Genomic DNA, 24,226 nt, shown 5'->3' with positions numbered 1-24,226 from the left:
AGGCGCATCATTTACTGTGGTTTAAATACGCCAATAACTTGCTCAAACTGACGCGTTGACGCTTGTACCGCTTCTTCTGGTTGCGTCATTGAATGGCCACATGCCACACACTCGACCTTTTCCACATCATGCTCTTTATATAACATCATCACATCCATTTTATTACAAGCTGGACAAGATGCGCCGGCAATAAACCGTTTTTTTGTTCTCACAATACAACCCCACTGACTCTGTGAAAGGCTATTTTAACTTAAGTTCGGATGCTTTTATACGCTTGTTCTCTAGTTATAGATCCATGTTATCATTCAGGCAGTGATTTTGAATTGAGCTTATTATGATCCAACTTTCTGATATTGAACTGTTACGTGGCGGAAAAACGCTTTTAAAAAATGCCAGCGCGACCTTGTTTGCACAACATAAAGTCGGTTTAGTCGGAGCCAATGGCTGCGGTAAATCGTCTCTATTTGCCTTACTCAAGTCCCAGCTGCATGCCGACGCCGGTAACTTTCAAATACCAAAAGACTGGTCAATAGCCTCAGTAAAGCAAGAAACACCTGCGCTTTCTATTTCAGCGATGGAATATGTGCTGCAAGGTCATCAGCAATATTATGAGCTGCGCACGGCATTGCAACAGGCAGAGGCACAAGGTGATGGAGAGAAGCAAGCCCAAGTGCATCAGCAAATGGAGCTGGTTGGCGGTTATAGCATCGAAGCCAAGGCTGGAGAGTTATTGCATGGCTTAGGGTTCAGTAATGAACAGCTCGACTACGCCGTGAGTGAGTTCTCTGGTGGTTGGCGAATGCGCTTAAATTTAGCTCAAGCTTTGATCCGCGACGCCGATTTACTGTTACTGGATGAGCCAACCAACCACCTAGATCTAGACGCTGTCTATTGGCTAGAACGTTTTTTAAAAGCCTACCAAGGTACGCTGGTATTGATTTCTCACGACAGAGAGTTTTTAGACGCGGTTATCGACCAAATCTGGCACATAGATCAACAGTGTATCAATGTCTATAAAGGGCACTACTCCCAGTTTGAGCGCCAAAAGGCAGAGCGCATGGCACAGCAACAAGCCATGTATGAAAAACAACAAGAAACCATTGCGCACCTAGAGCAATTTATTACTCGATTCAAAGCTAAAGCCAGTAAAGCAAAGCAGGCACAAAGTCGTGTCAAAGCCCTTGAACGTATGGAGAAACTAGCGCCAGCGCATGCCGACTCTCCATTTAGTTTTGAATTTTCTAACCCAGATAACATCCCTAACCCACTGATGACGCTCGATCAAGCACAAGCGGGTTACGGAGATATCACCATACTGCACCAAATTAAGCTCAACCTTGTACCTGGTAGCCGCATCGCATTATTGGGCAGAAACGGTGCGGGTAAATCAACCTTAATCAAATTACTGGCTGGCGATATTAGCCCTCAAGCGGGCGAAGTATTCCAACACCAAGGCTTAAAAGTAGGTTACTTTGCTCAGCACCAACTGGAGTCGCTGGACTTAAATGCCAGTGCCGTCACTCATTTGCAGCGCTTAGACCCACAGGCCACTGAGCAATCACTACGAGATTTCCTCGGTGGCTTTGCGTTTCATGGAGACAAGGCACTCGACCCTGTCGCACCGTTTTCAGGTGGAGAAAAGGCCAGACTGGTATTGGCCATGTTAGTGTATCAATCACCTAACCTATTGCTACTCGATGAACCTACCAACCACTTAGACTTAGAAATGCGTCACGCCTTAGTCATGGCATTGCAAGGTTTCGAAGGGGCGATGGTCACCGTTTCTCACGATCGTCATATGCTGAAAAACACAGCGGATGAATACTATCTTGTCGATAATGGCACCGTCTCTGCGTTTGGCTACGACCTAGATGAATATTATCAATGGTTACTCAATGCCAATAAAGAAGCGAAGCAAAAGCCACAAGTAGAAGAAAAAGCGCACTCAAGTGTAAATCGTAAAGAGCAAAAACGTCTTGAAGCCGAATTTAGAAAATCCGTGCAACCGCTGAAAAAATCCATTGATAAACTGGAAAAACAGCTGGATAAGCTCACCAGTGCGCTCGCAGAGGTAGAGTCACAATTAGCTGATAACAGCCTTTACGAGGCAGAAAACAAAGCCAAGCTAAGCGACTTATTAGCCAAGCAAGCAGACATGACCCCTAAGCTCAACGATACGGAAGAATCGCTTCTTTTAGCCCTTGAGGAGTTAGAGGAAAAAGAAGCCCACTTCGCGAGCACCGGCAAAATATGCTAAGCCCCGACAGTTTTTGGCGCTTTGCCTGCGATGTTTATCGCAACACGCAGGTCCAACAGGTACTCTTAGAGTGCCAGGACCTGCATGGTAAAAACGTCAACCTGTGCCTCTTGCTAGATTATCTAACTACGTACTCTATCCAACTTACCGAGCTGCAAGTTCAGGCCTTAGCAGCCTGTGCAGCAGATACAGATAAAACATTACTGCATCCCTATCGCACCACTCGACAGCAAGTGAAAAAGCACTTTGATGATTACCCTGAGTATGCAACCCTACGAAAAAGCTTATTAAGTACAGAGCTTGAGCTTGAAAAGCTACAGCAGCACTGTCTCATTGAGTTGGTCACTGGATTTGATTTAGAGCGCAGCGTTCAGCAAGTCAGCAACCTAGAACTGTACTTGCCAAAGCAACTCGTCACACGCTTTGAGTACGCGAAAACATGATCAAGATCAAGCGCTATCCCGAGTGCATATCGGCTAAATAATAAACTTGATCTCGATCATAACCCTATCAGCAAGGCTCCTCTACTATTTACTCATCGACAAATTGAGGAGTCACAGCCATGAACGTATTCTTTAGAGATTTCTTTTCCGACCCAGTATTGTATTTATCATTCGGTCTACTTGGCGTCGTCATTGCGCTGTGTATCTACTATGTCTATTACTTTGTGAAAAAGGTCAACGAGGCTGAAGTACCAGAGTAAAAGCAAGTCACCTGACTATTGTTAAGTAAATTTAGTTCCCGTTTCAGAATTAAGCACGACGCACAAAGCACCTTATCAGCTTCGCTGGTCGGGTGCTTTTTATATCTCATCGACACACATACTCATTTGGTTGCAGCTTTGGTACACTGTTTAAGTTAACCGTCACAAGAGAATGTCACCGTCCTATGTCAAAGCAGCTTGATCTAAATTTTCGGCCCGCTTGGTGGATGCGCAACCGACACGTTCAAACCATACTTCCTCGCGCATTTCGACCAAACTTAAAAGCCAATGTCAATTTTGAACACCTCTCTACGCCAGATGACGACTTTTTAGAATTAGCTTGGGCTAATAATGGCAACCCAAATGCCCCTTTGGTTGTTGTTCTGCATGGCTTAGAAGGCAATATCAACAGCTTTTATGCCAAAGGGATGTTGCGGGCGCTCACGCGCTCTGGGTTAGATGCCGTACTGATGCACTTTCGCAATTGCTCTCGAGAAGTAAACAAGCAACCCCGCGCCTATCACAGTGGTGAAACGCAGGATTTAGGCTTTTTAATTCAAACACTGAGCAAACGCTTTCCGGGTCGAGCGCTGTTCGCTGTCGGCTTTTCTTTAGGTGGCAATGTCCTTGCCAAATATCTCGGTGAAAAAGGTCAAGCAAGCCGCTTAGCGGGTGCGGCAGTCGTTTCTGCCCCCTACCACCTCTCTTCATCATGTCAGGTGATCAGGAAAAGCTGCTATAAGCTCTATCAAAAATATTTATTAGATAGGATGAAGCACTCTTTTTCACGCAAGCTCAACCAAATACAAAGCTCGATTAATCTGACTGCCAATGAACTAGCCAAGATAAACGATTTATGGCAATTTGACGACCGCGTCACAGCGCCACTGCATGGCTTTAAGGGGGCTGAAGATTATTACGCTCAAGCCAGTTCACAGCCATACCTCGGCCTAATAGAAACCCCAACCTTACTGATCCACGCAGAGGATGACCCCATGCTTTCAAAGCAAGCGATCCCCTTAGCAGAGCAGGTCAGTAAACAGGTTAAGTTGGCGGTCTCTTCAAAAGGCGGACATGTAGGCTTTATTGCGGGTAACAACCCATTCAAACCTGTTTACTGGCTCGAAAAGATCGTGCCTGACTATATTCATTCACTTATTAAATAGCGGTATCTGTATGCTTATTCCTTATCAACAAATTGCCCCCGAAACACTCGCTAGTTTGATTGAGCATTATGTTTTGCGTGAAGGCACAGACTATGGCGACAGCGAAATCACCACAGAGCAAAAAGTGGCGCAAGTAAAAGCGCAACTACAAAGTGGAGAAGCATTAATTGTCTTCTCGGAGCTCCATGAGTCCGTGAATATTGTCAGTAAAGCTGAGTTTCATGCGATGCAAAGCCAAGATTATACTTCTGAGCCCGTTTATTAATAATTCAGCGATTAAAATAACACCGCATATTGAGCCTTTATAATTAGTTGTTACAATCAAACTTCACAATCATAATAAAGGCGCAAACATGAAGTTAAGCTTAGCTCTTTGTGTTCTGGCATTGGCAACCACCTCTGTCCATGCAAAAGAATACACCGCATCCGAACGTGCCATTCGCTTGGCACAAGAAAACCTGCTCATCGACACCCATATTGATGTTCCTTATAGAATTAACATGAAGTGGGACGATGTCTCAAAAGCCACCGAAGGCGGGGATTTTGATTACCCACGCGCTATGCAGGGCGGACTCAATGCGCCTTTTATGTCAATTTACATTCCTGCCAGTCTTGAGTTTGAGGGGAAAGGGAAAAGCTATCAGCTTGCCAACCAGCTCATTGATGGTATGGAAGCGCTGGTTCATCGTGCGCCACATAAGTTTGCCATTGCCCACAGCACTAAAGATATTGAGTCACAGTTTGACAAAGGCTTGATGTCAATTGCGATGGGTATGGAAAACGGCTCGCCTATTGAGGGAGAGATGAAGAACTTACAACACTTCTTCGACAGAGGCGTACGCTACATCACACTGGCACACTCTCAAAGTAACCATATTTCTGACTCGTCTTATGATTTACGTCGAAAATGGAAAGGCCTCAGTCCCTTTGGTAAAGATCTGGTTGTCGAAATGAACAAAGTGGGCATGTTGATAGATGTCTCACACATTTCTGATAAAGCGTTTTATCAGGTCATGGAGATCTCAAAAGTGCCCGTGATTGCATCACATTCATCGCTGCGAAAATATACACCGGGATTTGAGCGTAACATGGATGATGACATGTTATTGGCGTTGAAAAAAAATGGCGGTGTTATCCAAATAAACTTTGGCTCGAGCTTTGTCACCTCAGCATCACGAAAATGGTATGACAAGCGCAGCGAGGCAGAACAAGAAGCAACCAGTCGCGGTGCCACAAAAACGGATTTTCGTGCAGCGTATTTAGCACGTAACCCATTCCCATTCGCCTCTTTAGAGCAGGTACTAGACCATATTGATCATGTGGTTAAACTGATTGGCATCGAGCACGTCGGTATTGGCTCTGATTACGATGGCGTAGGCGACTCACTGCCAATCGGGCTTAAGGATGTTTCTACCTACCCGAATCTTGTGCAAGGCCTGCTTGATCGCGGCTATAGTGATAAAGACATTAAACTGATTTTAGGTGGGAATACCCTCAGAGTCTGGAAACAAGCTGAAGCGTTTTCTGCTCAATTTTAATTTATAGCAGGTGGGCTACTCAGCCTGCCTGCGCTTTTATCAGTAACTAAATAGAACATCACTTTTTGCAATATTAAAACCCCAATTTAGGCACTTCTAAATAGCGACTTCTAATTTATTAATGAGTGTAAGCATACGTATGAGGAAATGATATTGATTTACAAAAGCAGCGAAAGCCCACGCCCCCACTGCGATATATTATGATATTAGCACAGACAACTGTGACCAATTAGGCAGCTGATTTCTCTTGAAATAGTTTTGCAAGTATCAGGCCTATCTCTAGATGGGCAAGCTGTTGTATTTTGACATGTAGAACCCGGTCTTGTGGTATTAAATGCAGCACCACCGGCAACGTTTGGTGTTTGCTCTGTCATGACACTTTGGCTTTTAGACAAGGTTTTTAGTTTTTTCTTTTGAAGAGATAATTTCATTTTAATTTCCTTTTTAATTTTAAGTTAGAAGCAGCGCCGCTTTCCATTATTAATCTAATTTATAAGCCAAAATCTTCAAAGTAATCCCACGTAAAGTTTTGTAAACTTGTTATTTATATTTATTTCTCACGTGACATGTATTAAGTTATTTTTTGAGGTGACGTCTAAACGGTCACTTTTATTTTGAATCAGTTAAAAAGGAAAGTTTAATGAAACTAAAAATAGAGAAAAAAAAGCTTAAATCGCTAACACATGAAAAAGTAATAGATCCTGCACAGACACCAAATATCGCAGGGGCAAGAACCGCTAATACAGCATGCTGCCAAGCTTCAATTGCACATAGCTGCATTGGTAACCGCTCATCTTGCCGCTGTTAAGCGATAAGAAATAACCAGCGTACTGAATAGTGCGCTTATTTTAAATAAACAGAAAAAAATTATTTTAATAAATATGAGTGATATTAATTTAAAGGGGAAATAAATCAGTGATATTTTTGATTAATACAGGGAGTTGGTTGCGGGAGCCGGATTTGAACCGACGACCTTCGGGTTATGAGCCCGACGAGCTACCAGACTGCTCCATCCCGCGCCTGTATTGTTAAGTTTGTTTTGCTTCTTTCTTAACTAAGAAGTTGGTTGCGGGAGCCGGATTTGAACCGACGACCTTCGGGTTATGAGCCCGACGAGCTACCAGGCTGCTCCATCCCGCGCCTGTAATGTTAAGTTTGTTTTGCTTCTTTCTTAACTAAGAAGTTGGTTGCGGGAGCCGGATTTGAACCGACGACCTTCGGGTTATGAGCCCGACGAGCTACCAGGCTGCTCCATCCCGCGCCTGTATGCATCAATAAATCGATGCTTCTTTAAGTCAGTGCTTTGCAGCTCTTCCTTAAAGAGGTCGCTATAATATCTAAATTTATTTTTATTGCAAGGATTTGACAAAAAATAATTGCTCAAATGAACAAAAATACGGCAAAACTGTGTTTTTCTTTAGAAAAGCGCGTATTTGAGTAGAAAGCTTAACGTGCCAACCACGTATTTTACCCACGTTACATGACAAAAATACGCAGCCAGAACCTTACTCATTACCTTTGATGAGGGCTGATCAACTTCTGAAACTGCCAATCAGGGTGACCCATAACAATAAAGTCAGGGTTTTCAGTGGTCTCTCTTTGGTTATAAGTCAACGGATTGAATTGTGCATCAGTAATACATCCGCCCGCTTCTTCTACAATCACTTGAGATGCCCCCGTGTCCCACTCTCCTGTTGGGCCGACACGTAAAAAGCAATCCGCTTTGCCTTCAGCGATAATACACGCTTTTAATGAGCAAGAGCCCAGTGCAATCGTATCAAACTGACTATTTAAATACTGGCTCACTGCTTCGATTTTTTGTCGTCGGCTCACAGCAAGCGTTAGCGTATCAGGTGGCGCCACGAATATTTGCTCATCCGTCTCGCCTGAGCGCTTATATGCTCCGGCCCCTTTAGTCGCAAAATAAGTGACATTTTTTGCTGGCCAATGGATCACACCCAATACGGGCTGATTCCCCTCAATCAAAGCAATGTTGACCGCAAAATCGCCACTTTGCAAAATAAACTCACCGGTTCCATCCATTGGGTCTAAAAGCCAATAACGTTGCCAATCTTGTCGCTGCTCAAGCGGGGGAATAGGCGTTTCTTCAGACATCACGGGAATATCCGGCGCGAGCGCTTTTAAGCCATTGAGCAATACCTCATTGGCAGCCAAATCAGCGGCAGTGACAGGGGTATGATCAGACTTTTCCTGTTGACCAATATCATCTTGCTGATAAATAGCCATAATGGCCTTACCTGCCAATTGCGCAAGTTCAATACATGGCTCTAAGTAGGTTTGCAATTTAAACCTCCTTTAATAAATGCTGCTGTAATAACAACAGTGCAGCCACACTACGCGCTTCAGTAAAGTCACTTTGATCCAGTAGAGATTGCCAGTCATCAAGGGGCCATTTCACCACCACCAGCGGTTCCGGCTCATCTCCTTCTAAACGTTCAGGGTACAAATCTTTTGCAAATAAAATATGCATATGTGCTTTGAAATAGCTGGGCGCAAGAGAAACCGTTTTTAAGTCGACAAATTCATTGGCGCCAAATCCGACTTCCTCTTTTAATTCTCGATTACCAGCTTCTATGGGTGTCTCACCTGGATCAATGAGCCCTTTAGGGAAGCCCAGTTGATAGTCATGTGTGCCTGCACAGTATTCTCTTACTAATAATAGTTCATTTTCAGCCGTTATTGGCACAATCATGACCGCCCCGCGACCACCACCTTTAACCCGCTCGTATTGCCTTCGCTCACCATTTGAAAACTCTAAGGATAAAGCTTCAACGGTAAACAACCGACTCGAGGCAACGACATCAGATGACAAAATTTCCGGCGGACAGGGATGCTTTTTCTGTGACATAAACTTTTATTTGCTATGATGTGGATAACCTAATCATAAAGCCTTTGCAGTTAAAAGCCTATGCTAAATTGGTCAAAAATCGATACCGTCTTACTCGATATGGACGGCACCCTTTTAGATCTTCATTTTGATAACCATTTTTGGTTGGAGATCATCCCCAAAGCCCATGCACTCAGACAGGGCCTTACGCTTGAACAAGCTCGCGCAGATATTCTTGCCAGATATGAAGCCGTAACAGGGCAGATTGAATGGTATTGCCTTGATTACTGGCAAGCAGAACTTCAGCTACCGATTATGGAACTCAAACGCGAAGTGGAACATCTCATTTCGCTCAGAGAGGATGTGCCAGACTTTTTACAGGCGCTCAAAGATGCAGGTAAAGAATTGGTGCTACTTACCAATGCCCACCCAGATAGCTTAAGCCTTAAAATAGAGCGCACTCAGCTCATTGGCACGCAATTCGATGGCTACTTGGACAAGATCATTTCGACCCATGAATATGGTGTCAGTAAAGAAAGTCAATCTCTTTGGCAGCAAGTGCAAGCAGACCTTGGTTTTGATAAGTCGCGGACTTTATTTGTAGATGACAGCTTAAGCGTATTAGCTGCTGCAAAAGAATATGGCATTGGCCACTTATTGGCGATCAATAACCCTGACAGTCAGCAACCTCCAAAGGAGATCACTGACTATATGGCCATCAGTGACTATCGTACACTCTTACCCATTACGTAAATTACGCAGGGTAGCGTGCCTGTAAGCCGCTATATACTTGCTTAGCAAAGTCTGGATGCTCAGTGTCTAGACTTTTAACTATCTCCACCAAGTGCTCATTATCCTCTTTGCCATCCCACTCTTTGATATAGGTACCCTCTTTGTAACCGTGATCTTGACGGAAGAAGTTCAACGTATTTTTACCCACATACCCTCGGTATAAATCATCGATACTCATACCAATTTGCGCCATGCATCCTGCAAATGCTGCCGCATTAAATGCTTTGTCAGCCACAGCACTGGCTGCCAACAACTCAAGCGTTTGTTTGAAGTCATCAGCTTGGCTCGGAGCAGCAAGCTCTTTATCTAACTGCTTTGCCAACTCTTCAAATGAGGTTTCGCCATCAATACGCAGTGATAAACCAAAGTGAAAAATATCTACCAGCTCTAAGATCACCTGCTCTGTGTCTGGCGTTTGTTTTTTCCACCACTTCCAACCGTAGTGGTCTAGCATTTCTGCACACTCGACCCAAATTGCTCGATACCATTCAAAACCCTGACTAAACCATTGCTCATGCACCTTGGTATTCATCGCATTTTGCATTTCCAGCATTACCACCAGCTTTGTGATATTTGCAGACATATTCGCTCTCTTTGACCTGATAAATTATAAAAGTTACACACAATATCATACCCGAGCGAAAGCCTTTCGTCACTTTGCCTGTCTTATATCACTGACCAATCATTTTTATCGAGGAACTTATGCAAGTATTACTCTTTGCTTTACTGTTAGCTGTGCTACCAAGCGCATCTGCGGCCACTGTCACCAACATCAGTAATTCACAAGAAACGGTGGCGCCGCTGCTACCGGGATTAGAGGCGCCAGCGATAACATTAAAAAATAATCAGGGTAAAGCGGTCGATTTAGCCAAGCTATATCAAAACAAAACGACCCTCGTGGTCGTTTATCGTGGCGGATGGTGCCCATACTGTGTGCGCCAACTAAACGGGATCCAAAAAATTGAGCCGCAACTGAAAAAATTAGGTGTGCAGATAGTGGCTATCTCACCAGACTCACCACAGTCTCTTGCTAAAAGCACCATAGAGTCACCCAATTATATGCTGCTGTCTGATGCTGAGCTGGCTTATTCTCAAGCACTCGGGTTGGCTTACTACTTGGACGACAAAACCGCCAAAGCATATCGTAACAAGTTAGGCGTGAACTTTGTCGACCTCGATGGGAAGGACCGTGTTGCACTCCCTGTGCCTGCAGTCTTTGTTATCGATAAAAAGGGCTTAATTCAGTTCCAATACGCGAATCCAAATTACAAAGTGCGTTTGGATGAAAATGTGTTACTCGCTGCAGCGACAGCATCCAGTAAACTTTAAACGAGGCGATAAGTGGTGTCAGCTGAGCTGCTGTCACCACTTTTTTATTTATCGATTCTCTAATCGGTTGTAATCAAATAGACCAAACTCTACACCTCGCGCCTGCTGGGCAATCTGATGCAGTAAGTCACTATATTGCCAAAACTGAGGATGGGTGCGTCTGATCCCAAACTGCGCTTTTAACGCCTGATAACTTGCTTCATCCGAGACCTGCTTTAAGCCATCGCTAAACGCGGTTATGTGCGCTTGATTTGGCAAGTACCATATGGCTTCAGGGTAATCTCCAACAAAACCTGGTAACAGGGTCACATAATCCTCTTTATACGCTCGCTGACCTGCTTCATTCAGTAAAGATGAGATATTAAAATGGGCATTGTGGCGCAGCAAGGTATAGCCCTTGAGTTCGCCCAACTCGTCGCTTGCCAAAATAAACGTCACTTGCGGCAATGTATTGATGGCTTCAATGGATAAATGATTCAGTGTTTTTAACGTCTCAGGGACTGACATATAATCATATTCTGTATGCAATACAGGTGTTAAATAGGCTGTCAATTTGTCATAGAGCTCGCGTTGTGGGTCGTGACTGTGATACTGAATATGGCTCGGTGCGCCCAACAAGCTCTTGCGATTAATAAACTCGCTTAAACTCAAATGAGAGTTGCGGTACCAGTGCTGTTTAATGGCTTGGCGGTGGCTTTGCGGCAGTAAATTCAAAAAGTTCTGCTCGCCTTCCAGGCGCAAAAAGTCCATATATAATCGCGTTATTAATTGATGACCTATATTGCCATAGACGTCAAAACCAGCCACCAGCAAATAATGAATGCGTTCAAACAGTGCATAGTCTAATACCCAAGCGGTTTTTGGCTGCTGCCCCACAAGCCCTTTGACAACGGTTGCACTGTTAAAATGACGGAAAATAGTCAAGGCTGCATTGGGGTTATGACCATCTCCTTGCCAGATCAAGTTTAAGTCTAACTTACCACCTTGGTTAAATATCTCTTCCGACAAGCGCGTTTTTGCTTCTAGGTAATCACTTTGATGTTTGGCGTATTTTGCCCAGCTCGATAGCGGCAAGGCATTACTCTGCTCAGCTGCAGGCAACAACAAATCATCATCATGGGCTATCAACAGTGCTTCTACCGCTGGGGACGCATTTTTATCAGGGTCAACAAAGGTTACCCAGAAATGGTCATTAATCACATTCAGGGCGATTTGCCCGCGACATACAGGGCCTTTAATGAAGCCTTTTACGATCAGCTCAGCTTCGTCCAACATAAATTGATAGCGCGACTTAACCGGTATGGCTGCAAATGTCTTAAATGGGTTTGCGGCCAATTTGGGCGCATAACCGGGCAACTCAGATACTTGATAATCACTGCCAATAAATTGCGCATACAAGCGGGCCATTTTTTTATCACTGAGCGCCAGCGGCAGATGTGTTTTAGACAAAATGGAGCTGCGCTCATGCATCAGGCGATAATAAACTCGTGAGACTTTCGGGTCGTCAAATGGCCGAACAGTTGCGATCAACTCAACCGGCTCTCCAGGTGGAGTTTTTGATCTCACCAACTTAAAAAAGTCTGAATGGCTATGGTCACTAAAGTAGATATTGGCCAAATACCAATGTTCATAAATATAGCGTGCAGCCAACTGATGTTTATTGCCTGATTGATTTAAAAACACTTCCCATTTATTGACCTGAGCAATCACAGAGGTCTTTGGCGCGGGGACTTCTCCCATCCGTGCGCCTTGCTCAAGCCAACTCTGCAGCTGAGCATATTCTTGAGAGGTCAGTGCCGGTAAACCATAGGGCATGCCGGCATGTGGATTGGTATTGGCGTATTGCTCATACTCATCCATCGTTGGACATGTCTGCTGTCTATCTAATGAAAAGTCGTACTCTTCACCTAAGACTGATTGCACAGGAAACGCCGTGCGCTGTTTGAGCAGTAGACTGTGATACATCACACTGCCTTGCAAATTAGCATAAGGGGTTTGCACACGTTCATTTAATACTGGCGTAAACCCCTTATCTCGCCACTGGGCAGTCGTGGTTGCATCAAATAAGAGGCGCGTTGGTGGTGTCGCTAAGATACGCGTACCGTCATACACCAACGCTTTACTCAATCCGCGCTCAATGCCTTGTGGCGAACTCAGCTTTAACTGACAAGGCGCATCATAGCAGCCGTGACACACCACACAGCGATTATCCAAAATGGGCTTTACTTGCTGCAAATACTGCGCGCCACCTTGACGGTAATCAACCACTCGTTGACGTGGTTGCTCTGGTCCAAATAAATCATCATAGTGACTCACTCCCAGTATGGCACAACCACTGAGTGCTAACAGAGCACTGGCCAGCCAAATCACGCGCTTTTGCAACATGTACTCCCCTCTTCGCTTAACTATTTTTTGCCGTCTCTTCGTCTTCTTCATCATCTTCGTCATCTAGACCAAGATCGAAGGTTGGCATCATGTCGACAGGTGGAGAAACAAATAGCATCTCTTCGCCTACTGGGCTTAAAACCGCACTGAGTACGGGACCATGATTTAAAATTAGCTGCGCTTGATGTCCATCATTCAAAGCGGCTGTAAAGCTGGCTTCAATGTCAGTCACCGCATAGTCTTCTAGTGGAATGCTCATGCTTTGCTCTGGTGCTGGGTTTTGGCATAAGTTCGCGAGTAAATCAGAGGTTAAGTTAACCGACAATTGCATATCAGGTGACTCAATATCGCGATTTTCTAGTTGCTCATTTAATTGAAAAAGAGGAAGTGTTAATGGCGTATTTTCTTGCAGTTCCATACGGGTCTCTGAGGTGATTTTTTTGCAAGTGTAGCATAGTTCACCAGCGCAGCCCCGAACAACAATGCGTGGGCCGCTGTACTCGACCCATCGCCGTCATTTAATTACCAAGGTAATAACTCACCGTTTGAATGCCAAAATGACCCCGAGTTTGTCAGATTGAGTTCTTCTATACGCAAGATCAATCGCTCTGCTGACGCCTGTGCAGAAATATCGCCGGCAAAATTGACCATTTGCGTTTGTACAAATCCAGGATGCAGTAGTGCCACAGCAACGCCTCTAGGTTTAAGCTCATGGGCCAAACTCACTCCTGCCGCATTGAGCGCGGCTTTTGACATACGATAGCCAATATAAGCACCAGAGCCATTGTCTTCAATTGAACCCATACGACTGGTGATCATCGCTACTTTAGCGCCGCTTGAGAGATGAGATTGCAGTGCATGTGTCACGCGCACTGGAGCCACCGCATTGACAGCCAATTGGGCTTCTAGCTGGGAAAAATCCATCTCAGCAAGACTTTCATTACTAAAAATACCGGCATTATTTATCAGTATATCAATGGTCTTCGATGCCATTAATTCAGCTAGACGCGCAACATCCTGCTCAAGACTTACATCAATATTATCAATCACGTCTACGTTTAATGCATCAAGCTCTGCAGATGAGCGTCTCACCACAGCCGTCACTTGATGGCCCTGCGCCTTATATTGACGACAAAACTCCAGTCCGATACCTCTATTTGCTCCAGTGATCACTACGTGTTTGGTCATGTTTCCCTCTTAGTTTAGGTCACGATTTATCTTAGTTGTTGGGGCAAACACAGTGGGATTCAAGAGAATAATTACACGCAAACTGCCTGCAATTGAAGACTTCTGCTAGGCTTAAACCAAGCAGCAAAGATTAGGAAGAACTGTGTATCGCTTAATTGCATTGATGTTACTGTGGGTATGCAATCAGTCATTAGCCAAAGAGTTCAACATCAATATCAGTGAGGGGTTGTCATTCCATTTAGCCAAAGAGCAAATCGAGGATATCTTCACACGTATTTATGGCCCACTGGATATCCAACCGAGCTTTCACTACTTGCCAACACAGCGTGGATTGCAATGGGTCGACAGTGGCCGCTTTGATGCGGAGGCTGGACGTGCCGCAAATGAAATGAGCGCATACACTCAACTTATTGCTATTCCGACCCCCTTAGCCACTGTTCGACTTGCGGTATTTTGCTTAAAGCCAGAGCTGTGTCACATCAGCAATGACAGTGACATCATCACCATTGAAGGAAGCTTGATCACCACCAGCTTTTGTCGTCGTACCAAACTCACTTGCCATGGTGTTAAAAACAATGTTTCGGCATTTCAGGCATTAACACGGCATCACAGTGACCAATTGCTTGCAACCGATCACTTTAGTATTGGCTCTTTATGCAGCTCCGGACTGAATAAAATTTACATGCGTATTTTACCCGCCAAGGGCATTGTGATACGCCACTATATTCACAAAAAACATCAAGCATTGGTGCCAAAGCTTGATAGCATTATTCAAGGCATGATGAAAAGCGGCGAATTTGCCGCTTTTATTGATCGCATCAATAATGGGTTTGCCGATTGCGATGGTGAAATTATCAAGCTAACCAACCATGTTCCGGCTAGCTTGTGATTTCATCCATCGCAGAGGCCATAATGGAAAATACCGCTCCTTGAGGGTCAGTTATCACAGCAAAGCGCCCAACCTGTGGGATATCTGTTGGTGGGACACAGACCTCGCCGCCCAATGAGGTTGCTTTTTCAGCTAACTTGTCACAGTCCAGCACCGCAAAGTACAACATCCAATGTGGTGGCAAACCTTGCCATTCATCCGTCATTTCGAGCATACCAGCGACGGGTTTACCTTGATGACTAAACACCACATAATCCATATTTTCCATCGCCTGATGATCAGCTTTCCAACCCAGTAAATTGCAGTAAAAGGCCTCACTTTTGGCACTATTTTGACTGGCCAACTCATACCAATAAGGGACATTAGCTTCGAGCTCTCGCTGAGTGCCTATGTGCGCACCGGCTTGCCACAGGGCAAAATGCGCCCCTCCTGGTTCATGTAGCATTACCATGCGTCCAGCTTCGGGTACATCATGGGGACCCGCAATGATCTCAGCCCCTAATGCCGTTGCCCGCTCGGCCAGCTGATCCACATTATCTACCGCAATATATCCAAGCCAATGACTTGGAATTTTTGCCGCTTGCTGCTCTGGCATCATTTCATACATGGCAGCAATATCAACGCCATGCTTTTGCAGCATGGTGTAATAACAATCCTCACCAATGGGCTGATCAACACTTTGCCAATCAAACAACTGAGTATAAAAACTTTTGCCTGCCGCCCAATCTGCGCTGCAAAGCTCAGACCAACAAAACTCGCCTACCTGACTTCGTTCAATCAATGCCATGTGCTCAATTCCTATCTTGCTGTTTACTCTGTACAGTTAAGCAGATTTTAGGTCATTCGCAATGATGACATGAGAGTCAGTAAGTTCACGCTAAACACCGATTTACATGTCTGAAGCGGAAATAAACTGGGTAGCATCTTTGGGTTGAAATACTTTTATTTGCGCCGCAGCCACCGTATCTCCACCACAGAGAATTTGCCCGTCAAACAGAGCGAGCCCCGACTCGTCCTGATGAACTTGTGTCACATGAATTCGCAGCGTTTTCCCTGCTTGAAAATGCGCGCACTGAGCTTGGTATTTGCGTGTGCCCAGTAAAAACCCGATGTCTACTTCTTGCCCTGCATCCAACGCATTCGCGCCGGCAAGGGCCGCAATAGCTTGCGCGATATATTCAATGCCCACATAACTCGCGACCCCTTGCTCTGTCATAAAAGTCGACTGCGCATTTAGAGTGACTTCACCAATGGCTTGCTGCTTATCGTATTCGACAAGCCGACTCAGCAATGCCATTGGTGCTCGATGTGCTATCAACTGATTAATGTCATAGCGATTTTGCTGCATCGGCCTGACCAATTAACACACTGATATTATTGCCACCAAATGCAAAGGAATTGCTCAAGCAAATACGCGAAGCCTGTTGAGTCACTGATTGCACCAATTGGATCGGATCTAGAGATTCATCACGTGGCTTTGTCATTTTATGCGGCGGAAGCGGCGTGTCTGCATCAGTCAGATGCAGCCAGCATAAACCCAACTCGAGCGCACCCGCTGCACCGAGCGTATGGCCTGTTAAACGCTTAGTAGAACTACAAGGAACCTTATCCGAAAACAAGGTATACACCGCCCTTGACTCCATTTCATCATTTTTAATTGTCCCTGTACCATGGAGATTTATATAATCCACATCTTCTGGGGTACGATTGGCCATCTCTAAAGCAATATTAATGGCACGGATAGCACCATCCCCGCTGGGATCAGGCGCTGAAATATGATAAGCATCTGATGTCTCCCCAACGCCCAATAATGCCACTGGACCGGGCTGTTTGGACATGACAAAAAATGCAGCGGCTTCACCGAGGTTAATCCCGTCGCGACTTTCACTAAATGGCTCGCACAAGCTTTGTGATGTTGAGTCCAGTGCTTCAAAGCCATTCACAGTTAATTGGCACAGTGAATCAACACCACCACATAACACCACATCTGCCATATCGGTATCGAGCAGCATATGCGCAGTCGTCATCACTTTAGTGCTCGAACTGCAAGCTGTTGAAATAGTATAAGTTGGGCCATTTACGCCCAAATATTCAGCGAGGAACTGTGCCGGAGCAATCAATTCCTGACATTGATGCCCATATTCTGCAGGAAAAGCATCTGCCGCCATGTAATGCGCGACCGCTTCCTCAGCCGTACGCACCCCAGCCGTCGTCGTGCCAATGATCACCGCGATGCGTTGACTATCAAACTTAGCTAACAAGGGAGATAATGTTGGTTCAAGCTGTTGTACGGCCATTAATGCCAGCGCATTATTACGCGTCTGCTGATACGAGGGAAAAGCAGACATATCCGGTAATGCCCCTTTAACTTTTCCCACATAGACAGGATCACCGTCCAAATGCAACTCATGGTCTAAGCTCTGATACTCTAGCTCTGGATGATGTAGCGCCTGTTTGACTTCGCTTTTATTATTTCCAAGCGCGCACACAACCCCAAAATCATTTAAAAATGTCGTCATAATTTAACTCAATCCTACGCTTCTTTGAGTGTGTTTTGATAGCGCACACATTTGCCAACACTATGTGTGCTATCAGTTTCAAAATATCCTTTCTTTTGCACCTGAGCTCATCAGTATTCACTGAGATATTACTCGCGGTTTTTATTTTCGTGCCACAATGAACCCCGATTACGCAGCTGATGCGGCAATGGCCTCTCGCAACCTTTGAGCAAGCGGTTGTGGGGTTGTAAATTGCATGGCTTTACTGGCCATTTCCACAGCCACTTGCGTGGTCACACCCGTTGTAAGCTTTTTACCGCTCTCAACATCCGTGATCAGATACGCGATTTTTAGCCGGTCTTCATACTCCAATAGTTGGGCTGAGACATTAATTTTTTGCCCGAATACACACGACCCCACAAACCGCGTTTGCATATCGATAATTGGCCACACATAGCCAATTTTCTCCATATTGTCATAGCCGCATTCATAGGCGCTCAATAACTTGCAACGCGCTACTTCAAAATAACGCGCATAGTTACCATGCCAAACCACATTCATGGGATCGCAATCATGAAACGGAATTTCAATTTCTACACTGGCCTCAAGCAACGGCTTAAGCTTTTTCATATAATGCCCACTTCTGAGTTTGAATCGCCGCGATGGTCTCTCTTAATACTGACTCAAGCGGTCTATCTTCTTCTAACATTGGAAAAAGCGTATCAATATCATCAAACATGGCACCCACACTTGGGGCCAGATCATCACGGCTCAGTTGATTTTGACGAATGCGTAAACGCACTCCTTGCACAGCCGCCAGTAACGTACTGGCCAACACTTGCTCTGTTAGCTGTAATACACGAAGCGCATCTCTTGACGCAATCGTGCCCATGCTCACCTTATCTTGGTTGTGACACTCTGTAGAGCGAGAAAAAACACTGGCAGGCATGGTCAGCTTTAGTGCTTCTGCGGTGTACGCTGATGCACCAATCTGAACGGCTTTGAAGCCATGGTTAATGTATTTACGCGCTTCGCTGCTGGCCGATAAATTAGAAGGCAGCCCATTGTTGTAACGGGTATCCACCAAAGATGCCAACTGGCGATCCGCTAAATCTGCAAGGTTAGCAACCGCTGTTTTCATCGAGTCCATCACCATCGCAATATGCCCCCCATAAAAGTGCCCACCATGCAACACGTGCTCCCCAACGCCATCGATTATCGGATTGTCATTGGCAGAGTTAAGCTCATTCTCAATGGTCGACTCGAAAAAAGGTAAGCTATCTTCTAACACGCCAATCACATGAGGCGCACAGCGAATAGAATAGCGGTCTTGCAATCTAGGTGAGTTTCGCGGATGTTCTACATGTCTTAAGTCTGAACGGATCCTTGCTGCAACTTGCTGCTGACCCAAATGCGGCTTAACACTAAATAAAATTTCATCAAAATGGTGTGAGTTGCCTTGTAATGCAATACTTGCCAATGAGGTGATGCGCGTTGCAAGTCGACTTAAATAGCGTGCTCGCTCATAGGCCAAGCAAGATAATGCGGTCATTACCGCCGTGCCATTCATAATCGCCAAGCCTTCTTTTGGACGAAGTGTGATGGGCATTAATCCTAATGTTTCCATGACTTCTTTCGCAGCACGGACTTCCCCTTGATACATCACGTTGCGCTCCCCAACTAAGGCGCCAGCGACATAGGATAGAGGCGTTAAGTCTCCGCTTGCCCCTACAGAGCCCTCCTGTGGGATCTGTGGAATAACATCATGGTTAATGAAATCTCGCAGTCGTTCTAACATCGGCCAATCAACCCCAGAATACCCTTGGCATAGAGAAGCTAAACGCGTTGCTAAGATTGCTTTACCTTGCACTTCATCAAAATACGCCCCGAGCCCACAACCATGGAAACGCGTCAGATGCAGTGGTAATTCATTGACAAGATCTAGTGGTATATCCACGGTGACTGAGTCGCCATACCCTGTTGTTACGCCATAAATAACGCCTTCTTCTTGCAATAACCCATCTAAAAAAGCCACCGCCGAATTTATTTTTTGTTCAAACTGGGGGTTGCAACTGATCGATGCTGTGGCGCGGCTCATTGCAATATCAACCACATCTTTAATCGTCAGCCTTCCTTCGCCAAACGTGATAAAACTGTTACTCACTCACCTACCCTCTTCACATTAAAATGCGTTGAACCACATGATCACTTTGCCAACGGTTGTGCTTGATTTGTGACTATCACATCACCACATTCATACCTTACAAGCACACATCTTTAACAAGCTCACTCAACGTTTCCTTACGTCATTCAAATTGCCCACTTCATTCGAGACAATTTGAACCCTCAAAACTAATCACAAATTAAAACAACAACCTACCAGCACCATGCAGTCCCTCACAGGAGTGATATCTAAACACCACCTTGTTGTCCCCTGACTTATTCAGATTTAATATCACCTGACTATTTGGGTGAATAACTTTCTGAAACTTCAGCGCTTGCACTTCCATCACATGAGCTGAGAAAAATGGAAAGTAACGCTGTGCGAATTGCACCGCCCAATCGAGCAACACAACACCTGGTAAAACGGGGGCATTGGGAAAATGGCCTTGAAAATACATCACGTCAGCTGTAATACTGAGTTGCAGCACCACCTCCTGCTGGTTTTCAGTGACAACCTGACTCTCGGGTATTTTTATCTCTTTATTCAAACAAGCCCTCCAAATTTGCAATGGTCACTTTGCCTTGATCATTGACTGGCAGAGTCTCAACATAACGCCACTTTTTAGGCACACAGATCAACTCAAATTTATTTGCTAAGTGTTTTCTTAACTGTTGGCTTAACTTAAATCCTGGCCTTTCACCAACAGACTCATTAACTACCACAACAGCCGCCAACTGTAGCCTTTGACGCTTAATAACCAGTAGCCGACACGTGTCTACTCCATCATGTTCACAGAGGTAACGCTCCAAATCTGATAAATTGACCCGCTTTTCTTCGATTTTGACCGTCCTATCAATACGCCCTAACAACTTAAACTGGCCATTTGGATATATCTCAACTTTGTCATCCATTTTGATTTCAACGTCGTCTAAATAGACAGAGTCCAATATCAAACGCTGCGTATTCGCCTGCGCACGCACCTTAATAAGCTCAAACGGCGTCCAAAGCGGTTGGAACACTTGGCCGTGAATACGCGAAGCAATGCCACCTGACTCTGTGCTGCCATACACTTCATAAAACATGGCGCTAAGGTGTTCATAGAGACTGTCCACCGCATGCTCGCTCAGTACGCCGCCAGAAGAAACAAAACAACAAAGCTTATCTGCGTAATCATCAAGCACCGTGTCTTCACTTAATCGCTCAAGAAATGCAGGGCTCGAAACCACCACCACTCGACGAGTTTGTGGCTGAGCTAAAATAGGTAGAAAATGTTCGGGGTATGCCTTTATCGCATAGATCGTTGCACCCAGCTGCATAGGTAAAAGCACTCTAAATAGCAAACCATAAATATGATAATGGGGCACTGTTGGAATAAAAGTTATCGCACCTTGGTGAGGAAACTGACCCACTAACTGATTAAGCTCCCTGAGCAAAGCTACCCAAGACTTAATGATCAATTTACTTTTGCCCGTCGAGCCTGAGGTTGAAAATACGAGCTGTCCAGTACTAGGCCAGTTTGCCTGTTGGGCAAACTCATTCTCGCCACTCACAGTCATTTTATCTATATGATGTGACGTAGCTTGCCATGGGGCATTGCCGCACACCAAATCGCAAGTTTGCTGCGCTTCAGACAAGGTCTCGGGCTGCATATTGGCGGGTAAAACGACCTCAACGCCTTGGTTGAGTAATGCAAATAACTTGTAGCAAAACGCCCCTGGTTCAGTATCGAATAAGGCAGCTCTTATCACCGTTACTTCAGTATTATTGGCCTGTAAATGCCTTATTTTTTGCTGGTACTCGGCACAATAACGCCAGAAAGTATCAGCATTCATTTCATTTTGTTGGTGATCCACAAACGAAAAGGCCTGTGGTGCACAGTCGATTGATTCAAGCATAAGTTACTTAGCGTATGTCCTTATTTTCGGCCATTTAAAATGGCCGGTTCTACCAATGCCTGGTGTCATTTGTTATAGCTCGCACAAACTTTGCGGTTGAAAGTGTTTTTCATACCAACAAAGAACAATGCATAAACTAAAAGCCATCAGCTTTGAGAACTAGATCCCGCTTTACAGCCAATAATCAGACAGGATACACATCCTCACCACCCAAGCTCAGCGCAGTTACAGCTCAATATCTGACATAATTTCCTTTTTAAATCCCCAACAAGGTACTTGGCGCTTTTCACAGACAATCAACGCATTTGTGTAAAGCGAGTAGGCTCGTCTTTCGTGTAAAGCGCTTTCACAGCCAACCTTGATGAAGATTGACCGTTGAGAAATACAAGTTTATGCAGGCTCATGGCTGGCAATAAAAGCGCATAGACTCGCAACAGAAGCAAAATGCTGCTTCGTGCCTTCGCTGTTTGCGTCAATTTTTACGCCATATTGCTTTTTAATTGCTAATCCCAGCTCAAGTGCATCAATACTGTCCAAGCCAAGTCCATCAATGAATAGAGGCTCATCATCAATGATCTCCTCTGGTGAAATATCCTCAAGTTCGAGGCTTTCAATAATCAATTTTTTAACTGCTAAATTCAGTTCAGCGTGTGCCATTTTGTTCAACTCCTTTTTCGACTCTCGGCAAATCATGCATAACCTAATGCTCTAGAGAGTTTGACCATATGTAGTGAGTAGAAGCCCGACTAGACTTTAACAAAAAGTTAATCAACGGTTCCTAATTGGGATACTATCACTGTTTTTTTGTTAAAACACTTTAATTTTATTAAATTTGAAATGGGCATAAATCTATTAGCTTATGCCTGTGTCTGCGCTAATTTAGTCGCTCAATAGCCCAACTTTGCTTGCTACCTGATAAGTTTAGCTGCGCTTGATTTGCATCTAACCACTTTGCAAACTCACACACAGGCGGCTCAGCGGTATCATCGGCATGAGGTACATGTTGATCGCGAACAAAACGGAGATTATTAGGTCGCGAGCCTTGTCGCTCATCTACTTTGGATACAACCATTGCGAGAGCATAATCTTTCTGCTGCTCATCACTGTATTGTGCAAACTGCTCTGGCAAACTTTGGTCGACTAATACCACCACAACCTTGCTTATTTGCTTACTTTCCAAGCGTATATATGCGTCCGTTAACGCTGCAAACAAGCCATTCTTGCCCGCAGCAATAGCGGTGATAGGCACTTTCTTTTGCATAAATATTGAGTACATGCCTGCTACGGCGTTATGAACGGATAAACTAAACCCTGAAGGAGAAACACTTTCTTTTAGCGCTAAGCTGGTAAGTAATTCGCTGGTTTTATGAAAATCACCATGGCGGCTGGCAAACACCAACTCCCAATCTTCATCTTCTAACAGCTGCTCATCTAGGTTCAATAAAGCACCTATCGCAAGCTTTGAAAAGTTGCTTAGGCGCCTTTTTTGCATTGGCTTTAATTTGCTGATCAGATCTTTTAATTCAATTTTCCCTATTTGGGTAGAACTAATAAAAAAACTGTCATCTATTGCGAGTTCAAATCTCATATGACGCTTCCCATATACATGTTCAGTAAGTTTAAATATTTCTAAACGAGGTATCCTTAACCAATTTATGTTACCTCAATCGATCTGTGCTCGCTATGGGTAATTGGATAAAAAGGTTAAAAAACGCACCAAAAAAGGAATTTATTAATCCTAAAAAATGAAAGTAAACATATATTTTATCGATTTAACGGTCATTTTTTTGTCGTGTAAAAGGTTAGCGACAGTGAACGAAGTGAGCCCGCTCTTTTTACGCAAGGTGAATATCGTGCGAAAGGTTTGTGACACAGTGCGAAGCACTGACACTCTTTTCGCGCAAGGTGAAATAAGCCATTTTAACCGAACAAAACCAATAGCCCTTTCCAAGCACAGCAGCCAACTCAAAACAGAAAACATGGATCCTGAAACGAGTTCAGGATGACGTAGTGCCAAAGGTTGATGACAACGAACACAGTAAGTACATTTCTTTCACGCAAGAAAGGTGCAAAAGGTTAGCGACAGTGAACGAAGTGAGCCCGCTCTTTTTACGCATGGTGAATATCGTGCGAAAGGTTTGTGACACAGCGCGAATCGCTGACACTCTTTTCGCGCAAGGTGAATATCGTGCGAAAGGCTTGTGACACAGTGCGAAGCACTGACACTCTTTTCGCGCAAGGTGAAATAAGCCATTTTAACCGAACAAAACCAATAGCCCTTTCCAAGCACAGCAGCCAACTCAAAACAGAAAACATGGATCCTGAAACGAGTTCAGGGTGACGTAGTGCCAAAGGTTGATGACAACGAACACAGTAAGTACATTTCTTTCACGCAAGAAAGGTGTAAAAGGTTAGCGACAGTGAACGAAGTGAATTCGCTCTTTTTACGCAAGGTGAAGTGAGCCATTTTGACAAACGATGAGACAAGCACCAACTAAGTTTAAAAAGTGCTAACTCTATTTATGGCAAAAAAACATAAAAAAAGCCGCTCAATGAGCGGCTTTTTACTATTCG

27 protein-coding genes and 3 tRNA genes are annotated in these 24,226 nt (G+C 44.6%); 10 read left to right on the top strand and 20 right to left on the bottom strand.

Features of this window, described 5'->3' with window-relative positions:
* Window positions 1-11: 11 nt before the first annotated feature.
* The gene (locus tag N477_RS05690) at window positions 12-212 is read right to left on the bottom strand and encodes a YheV family putative zinc ribbon protein (protein WP_023401300.1); all 201 of its coding nucleotides are present in this window, start codon (window positions 210-212) and stop codon (window positions 12-14) included.
* 122 nt (window positions 213-334) lie between these two features.
* Here N477_RS05690 and N477_RS05685 point away from each other — a divergent pair, with 122 nt between their 5' ends.
* The 6 genes from N477_RS05685 (at window position 335) to N477_RS05665 (ending at window position 5,664) form a co-directional block, all read left to right on the top strand.
* The gene (locus tag N477_RS05685) at window positions 335-2,257 is read left to right on the top strand and encodes an ATP-binding cassette domain-containing protein (protein WP_063361944.1); all 1,923 of its coding nucleotides are present in this window, start codon (window positions 335-337) and stop codon (window positions 2,255-2,257) included.
* Window positions 2,251-2,700, top strand: a complete 450-nt coding sequence (locus N477_RS05680) for a TIGR02444 family protein (RefSeq protein ID WP_063361945.1) — start codon at window positions 2,251-2,253, stop codon at window positions 2,698-2,700. Before N477_RS05685 ends, N477_RS05680 begins: the two co-directional genes overlap by 7 nt.
* Before the next feature lie 119 nt (window positions 2,701-2,819).
* Window positions 2,820-2,960, top strand: coding sequence for a hypothetical protein (locus N477_RS26270; protein ID WP_196760586.1), 141 nt, complete (start codon window positions 2,820-2,822; stop codon window positions 2,958-2,960).
* Window positions 2,961-3,145: 185 nt separating this feature from the next.
* Complete coding sequence (locus tag N477_RS05675; RefSeq protein WP_063361946.1) at window positions 3,146-4,126, top strand: hydrolase; 981 nt, start codon at window positions 3,146-3,148, stop codon at window positions 4,124-4,126.
* 10 nt (window positions 4,127-4,136) lie between these two features.
* The gene (locus N477_RS05670) at window positions 4,137-4,391 is read left to right on the top strand and encodes a YheU family protein (RefSeq protein ID WP_063361947.1); all 255 of its coding nucleotides are present in this window, start codon (window positions 4,137-4,139) and stop codon (window positions 4,389-4,391) included.
* An 88-nt stretch (window positions 4,392-4,479) separates the two neighbouring features.
* Window positions 4,480-5,664 carry a dipeptidase gene (locus N477_RS05665; protein WP_063361948.1) on the top strand — a complete coding sequence of 395 codons (1,185 nt, stop codon included), beginning with the start codon at window positions 4,480-4,482 and terminating at the stop codon, window positions 5,662-5,664.
* A 206-nt stretch (window positions 5,665-5,870) separates the two neighbouring features.
* On the opposite strand, the gene N477_RS05660 is transcribed toward N477_RS05665, so the two are convergent.
* A complete protein-coding gene (locus tag N477_RS05660; protein ID WP_063361949.1) occupies window positions 5,871-6,095 on the bottom strand; it encodes a hypothetical protein in 225 nt (74 codons plus the stop codon).
* A gap of 209 nt (window positions 6,096-6,304) precedes the next feature.
* Here N477_RS05660 and N477_RS25930 point away from each other — a divergent pair, with 209 nt between their 5' ends.
* Entirely contained in the window at window positions 6,305-6,472 is a 168-nt protein-coding gene (locus N477_RS25930) for a hypothetical protein (RefSeq protein WP_155731814.1), read from the top strand.
* A 134-nt stretch (window positions 6,473-6,606) separates the two neighbouring features.
* Here N477_RS25930 and N477_RS05655 read toward each other — a convergent pair.
* From N477_RS05655 to nudE, 5 genes are all read right to left on the bottom strand, one after another.
* Window positions 6,607-6,683: transfer RNA gene (locus tag N477_RS05655), tRNA-Met, on the bottom strand.
* Between the two features lie 44 nt (window positions 6,684-6,727).
* Window positions 6,728-6,804 (bottom strand) — tRNA-Met (locus tag N477_RS05650).
* A 44-nt stretch (window positions 6,805-6,848) separates the two neighbouring features.
* Window positions 6,849-6,925 (bottom strand) — tRNA-Met (locus N477_RS05645).
* A gap of 251 nt (window positions 6,926-7,176) precedes the next feature.
* Window positions 7,177-7,968, bottom strand: a complete 792-nt coding sequence (gene cysQ / locus N477_RS05640; protein ID WP_063361950.1) for a 3'(2'),5'-bisphosphate nucleotidase CysQ — start codon at window positions 7,966-7,968, stop codon at window positions 7,177-7,179.
* Between the two features lies 1 nt (window position 7,969).
* Window positions 7,970-8,533, bottom strand: coding sequence for an ADP compounds hydrolase NudE (gene nudE / locus N477_RS05635; protein WP_063361951.1), 564 nt, complete (start codon window positions 8,531-8,533; stop codon window positions 7,970-7,972).
* A 60-nt stretch (window positions 8,534-8,593) separates the two neighbouring features.
* Here nudE and yrfG point away from each other — a divergent pair, with 60 nt between their 5' ends.
* Window positions 8,594-9,265, top strand: coding sequence for a GMP/IMP nucleotidase (yrfG, locus tag N477_RS05630; protein WP_063361952.1), 672 nt, complete (start codon window positions 8,594-8,596; stop codon window positions 9,263-9,265).
* Between the two features lies 1 nt (window position 9,266).
* On the opposite strand, the gene N477_RS05625 is transcribed toward yrfG, so the two are convergent.
* Window positions 9,267-9,887 carry a dUTP diphosphatase gene (locus N477_RS05625; protein ID WP_063361953.1) on the bottom strand — a complete coding sequence of 207 codons (621 nt, stop codon included), beginning with the start codon at window positions 9,885-9,887 and terminating at the stop codon, window positions 9,267-9,269.
* Between the two features lie 119 nt (window positions 9,888-10,006).
* Between N477_RS05625 and N477_RS05620 the strand changes: the two genes are divergently transcribed.
* Complete coding sequence (locus tag N477_RS05620) at window positions 10,007-10,633, top strand: peroxiredoxin-like family protein (RefSeq protein WP_063361954.1); 627 nt, start codon at window positions 10,007-10,009, stop codon at window positions 10,631-10,633.
* Window positions 10,634-10,681: 48 nt separating this feature from the next.
* Here N477_RS05620 and N477_RS05615 read toward each other — a convergent pair whose 3' ends face one another.
* From N477_RS05615 to N477_RS05605, 3 genes are all read right to left on the bottom strand, one after another.
* Window positions 10,682-13,018: a fatty acid cis/trans isomerase gene (locus N477_RS05615; protein WP_063361955.1), complete on the bottom strand. Its 2,337-nt coding sequence runs from the start codon at window positions 13,016-13,018 to the stop codon at window positions 10,682-10,684.
* A 16-nt stretch (window positions 13,019-13,034) separates the two neighbouring features.
* Complete coding sequence (locus N477_RS05610; RefSeq protein WP_063361956.1) at window positions 13,035-13,436, bottom strand: hypothetical protein; 402 nt, start codon at window positions 13,434-13,436, stop codon at window positions 13,035-13,037.
* A gap of 104 nt (window positions 13,437-13,540) precedes the next feature.
* Entirely contained in the window at window positions 13,541-14,206 is a 666-nt protein-coding gene (locus N477_RS05605) for an SDR family oxidoreductase (RefSeq protein ID WP_063361957.1), read from the bottom strand.
* A 142-nt stretch (window positions 14,207-14,348) separates the two neighbouring features.
* Here N477_RS05605 and N477_RS05600 point away from each other — a divergent pair, with 142 nt between their 5' ends.
* The gene (locus tag N477_RS05600; RefSeq protein WP_081216462.1) at window positions 14,349-15,095 is read left to right on the top strand and encodes a hypothetical protein; all 747 of its coding nucleotides are present in this window, start codon (window positions 14,349-14,351) and stop codon (window positions 15,093-15,095) included.
* On the opposite strand, the gene N477_RS05595 is transcribed toward N477_RS05600, so the two are convergent.
* The 9 genes from N477_RS05595 to N477_RS05555 form a co-directional block, all read right to left on the bottom strand.
* Window positions 15,085-15,882 carry a VOC family protein gene (locus N477_RS05595; protein ID WP_063361958.1) on the bottom strand — a complete coding sequence of 266 codons (798 nt, stop codon included), beginning with the start codon at window positions 15,880-15,882 and terminating at the stop codon, window positions 15,085-15,087. The two genes, N477_RS05600 and N477_RS05595, sit on opposite strands and share 11 nt — an antisense overlap.
* 102 nt (window positions 15,883-15,984) lie before the next feature.
* Window positions 15,985-16,443: a hypothetical protein gene (locus tag N477_RS05590; RefSeq protein ID WP_063361959.1), complete on the bottom strand. Its 459-nt coding sequence runs from the start codon at window positions 16,441-16,443 to the stop codon at window positions 15,985-15,987.
* On the bottom strand, window positions 16,424-17,614 hold the full coding sequence (locus N477_RS05585; RefSeq protein WP_063361960.1) for a beta-ketoacyl-ACP synthase: 1,191 nt from the start codon (window positions 17,612-17,614) through the stop codon (window positions 16,424-16,426). Before N477_RS05585 ends, N477_RS05590 begins: the two co-directional genes overlap by 20 nt.
* Before the next feature lie 168 nt (window positions 17,615-17,782).
* A complete protein-coding gene (locus tag N477_RS05580) occupies window positions 17,783-18,223 on the bottom strand; it encodes an acyl-CoA thioesterase (protein WP_063361961.1) in 441 nt (146 codons plus the stop codon).
* Entirely contained in the window at window positions 18,210-19,757 is a 1,548-nt protein-coding gene (locus tag N477_RS05575) for an HAL/PAL/TAL family ammonia-lyase (RefSeq protein ID WP_063361962.1), read from the bottom strand. The genes N477_RS05580 and N477_RS05575 overlap by 14 nt, the downstream gene beginning before the upstream one ends.
* A gap of 199 nt (window positions 19,758-19,956) precedes the next feature.
* The gene (locus N477_RS05570; protein ID WP_063361963.1) at window positions 19,957-20,304 is read right to left on the bottom strand and encodes a hypothetical protein; all 348 of its coding nucleotides are present in this window, start codon (window positions 20,302-20,304) and stop codon (window positions 19,957-19,959) included.
* Complete coding sequence (locus tag N477_RS05565; RefSeq protein WP_063361964.1) at window positions 20,297-21,652, bottom strand: AMP-binding protein; 1,356 nt, start codon at window positions 21,650-21,652, stop codon at window positions 20,297-20,299. Before N477_RS05565 ends, N477_RS05570 begins: the two co-directional genes overlap by 8 nt.
* Before the next feature lie 390 nt (window positions 21,653-22,042).
* Window positions 22,043-22,309 (bottom strand): phosphopantetheine-binding protein, encoded by a 267-nt coding sequence (locus N477_RS05560; protein WP_063361965.1) that lies wholly within the window; start codon window positions 22,307-22,309, stop codon window positions 22,043-22,045.
* 217 nt (window positions 22,310-22,526) lie between these two features.
* Window positions 22,527-23,240: a beta-ketoacyl synthase chain length factor gene (locus N477_RS05555; protein ID WP_063361966.1), complete on the bottom strand. Its 714-nt coding sequence runs from the start codon at window positions 23,238-23,240 to the stop codon at window positions 22,527-22,529.
* Between the last annotated feature and the right edge of the window lie 986 nt (window positions 23,241-24,226).

The sequence above is a fragment of the Pseudoalteromonas luteoviolacea H33-S genome, assembly GCF_001625695.1.
In the GTDB taxonomy this organism is placed as follows: domain Bacteria; phylum Pseudomonadota; class Gammaproteobacteria; order Enterobacterales; family Alteromonadaceae; genus Pseudoalteromonas; species Pseudoalteromonas luteoviolacea_B.
Note: the sequence above shows the minus strand (reverse complement) of the source record. Positions and strands in the feature narration are given on the sequence as shown.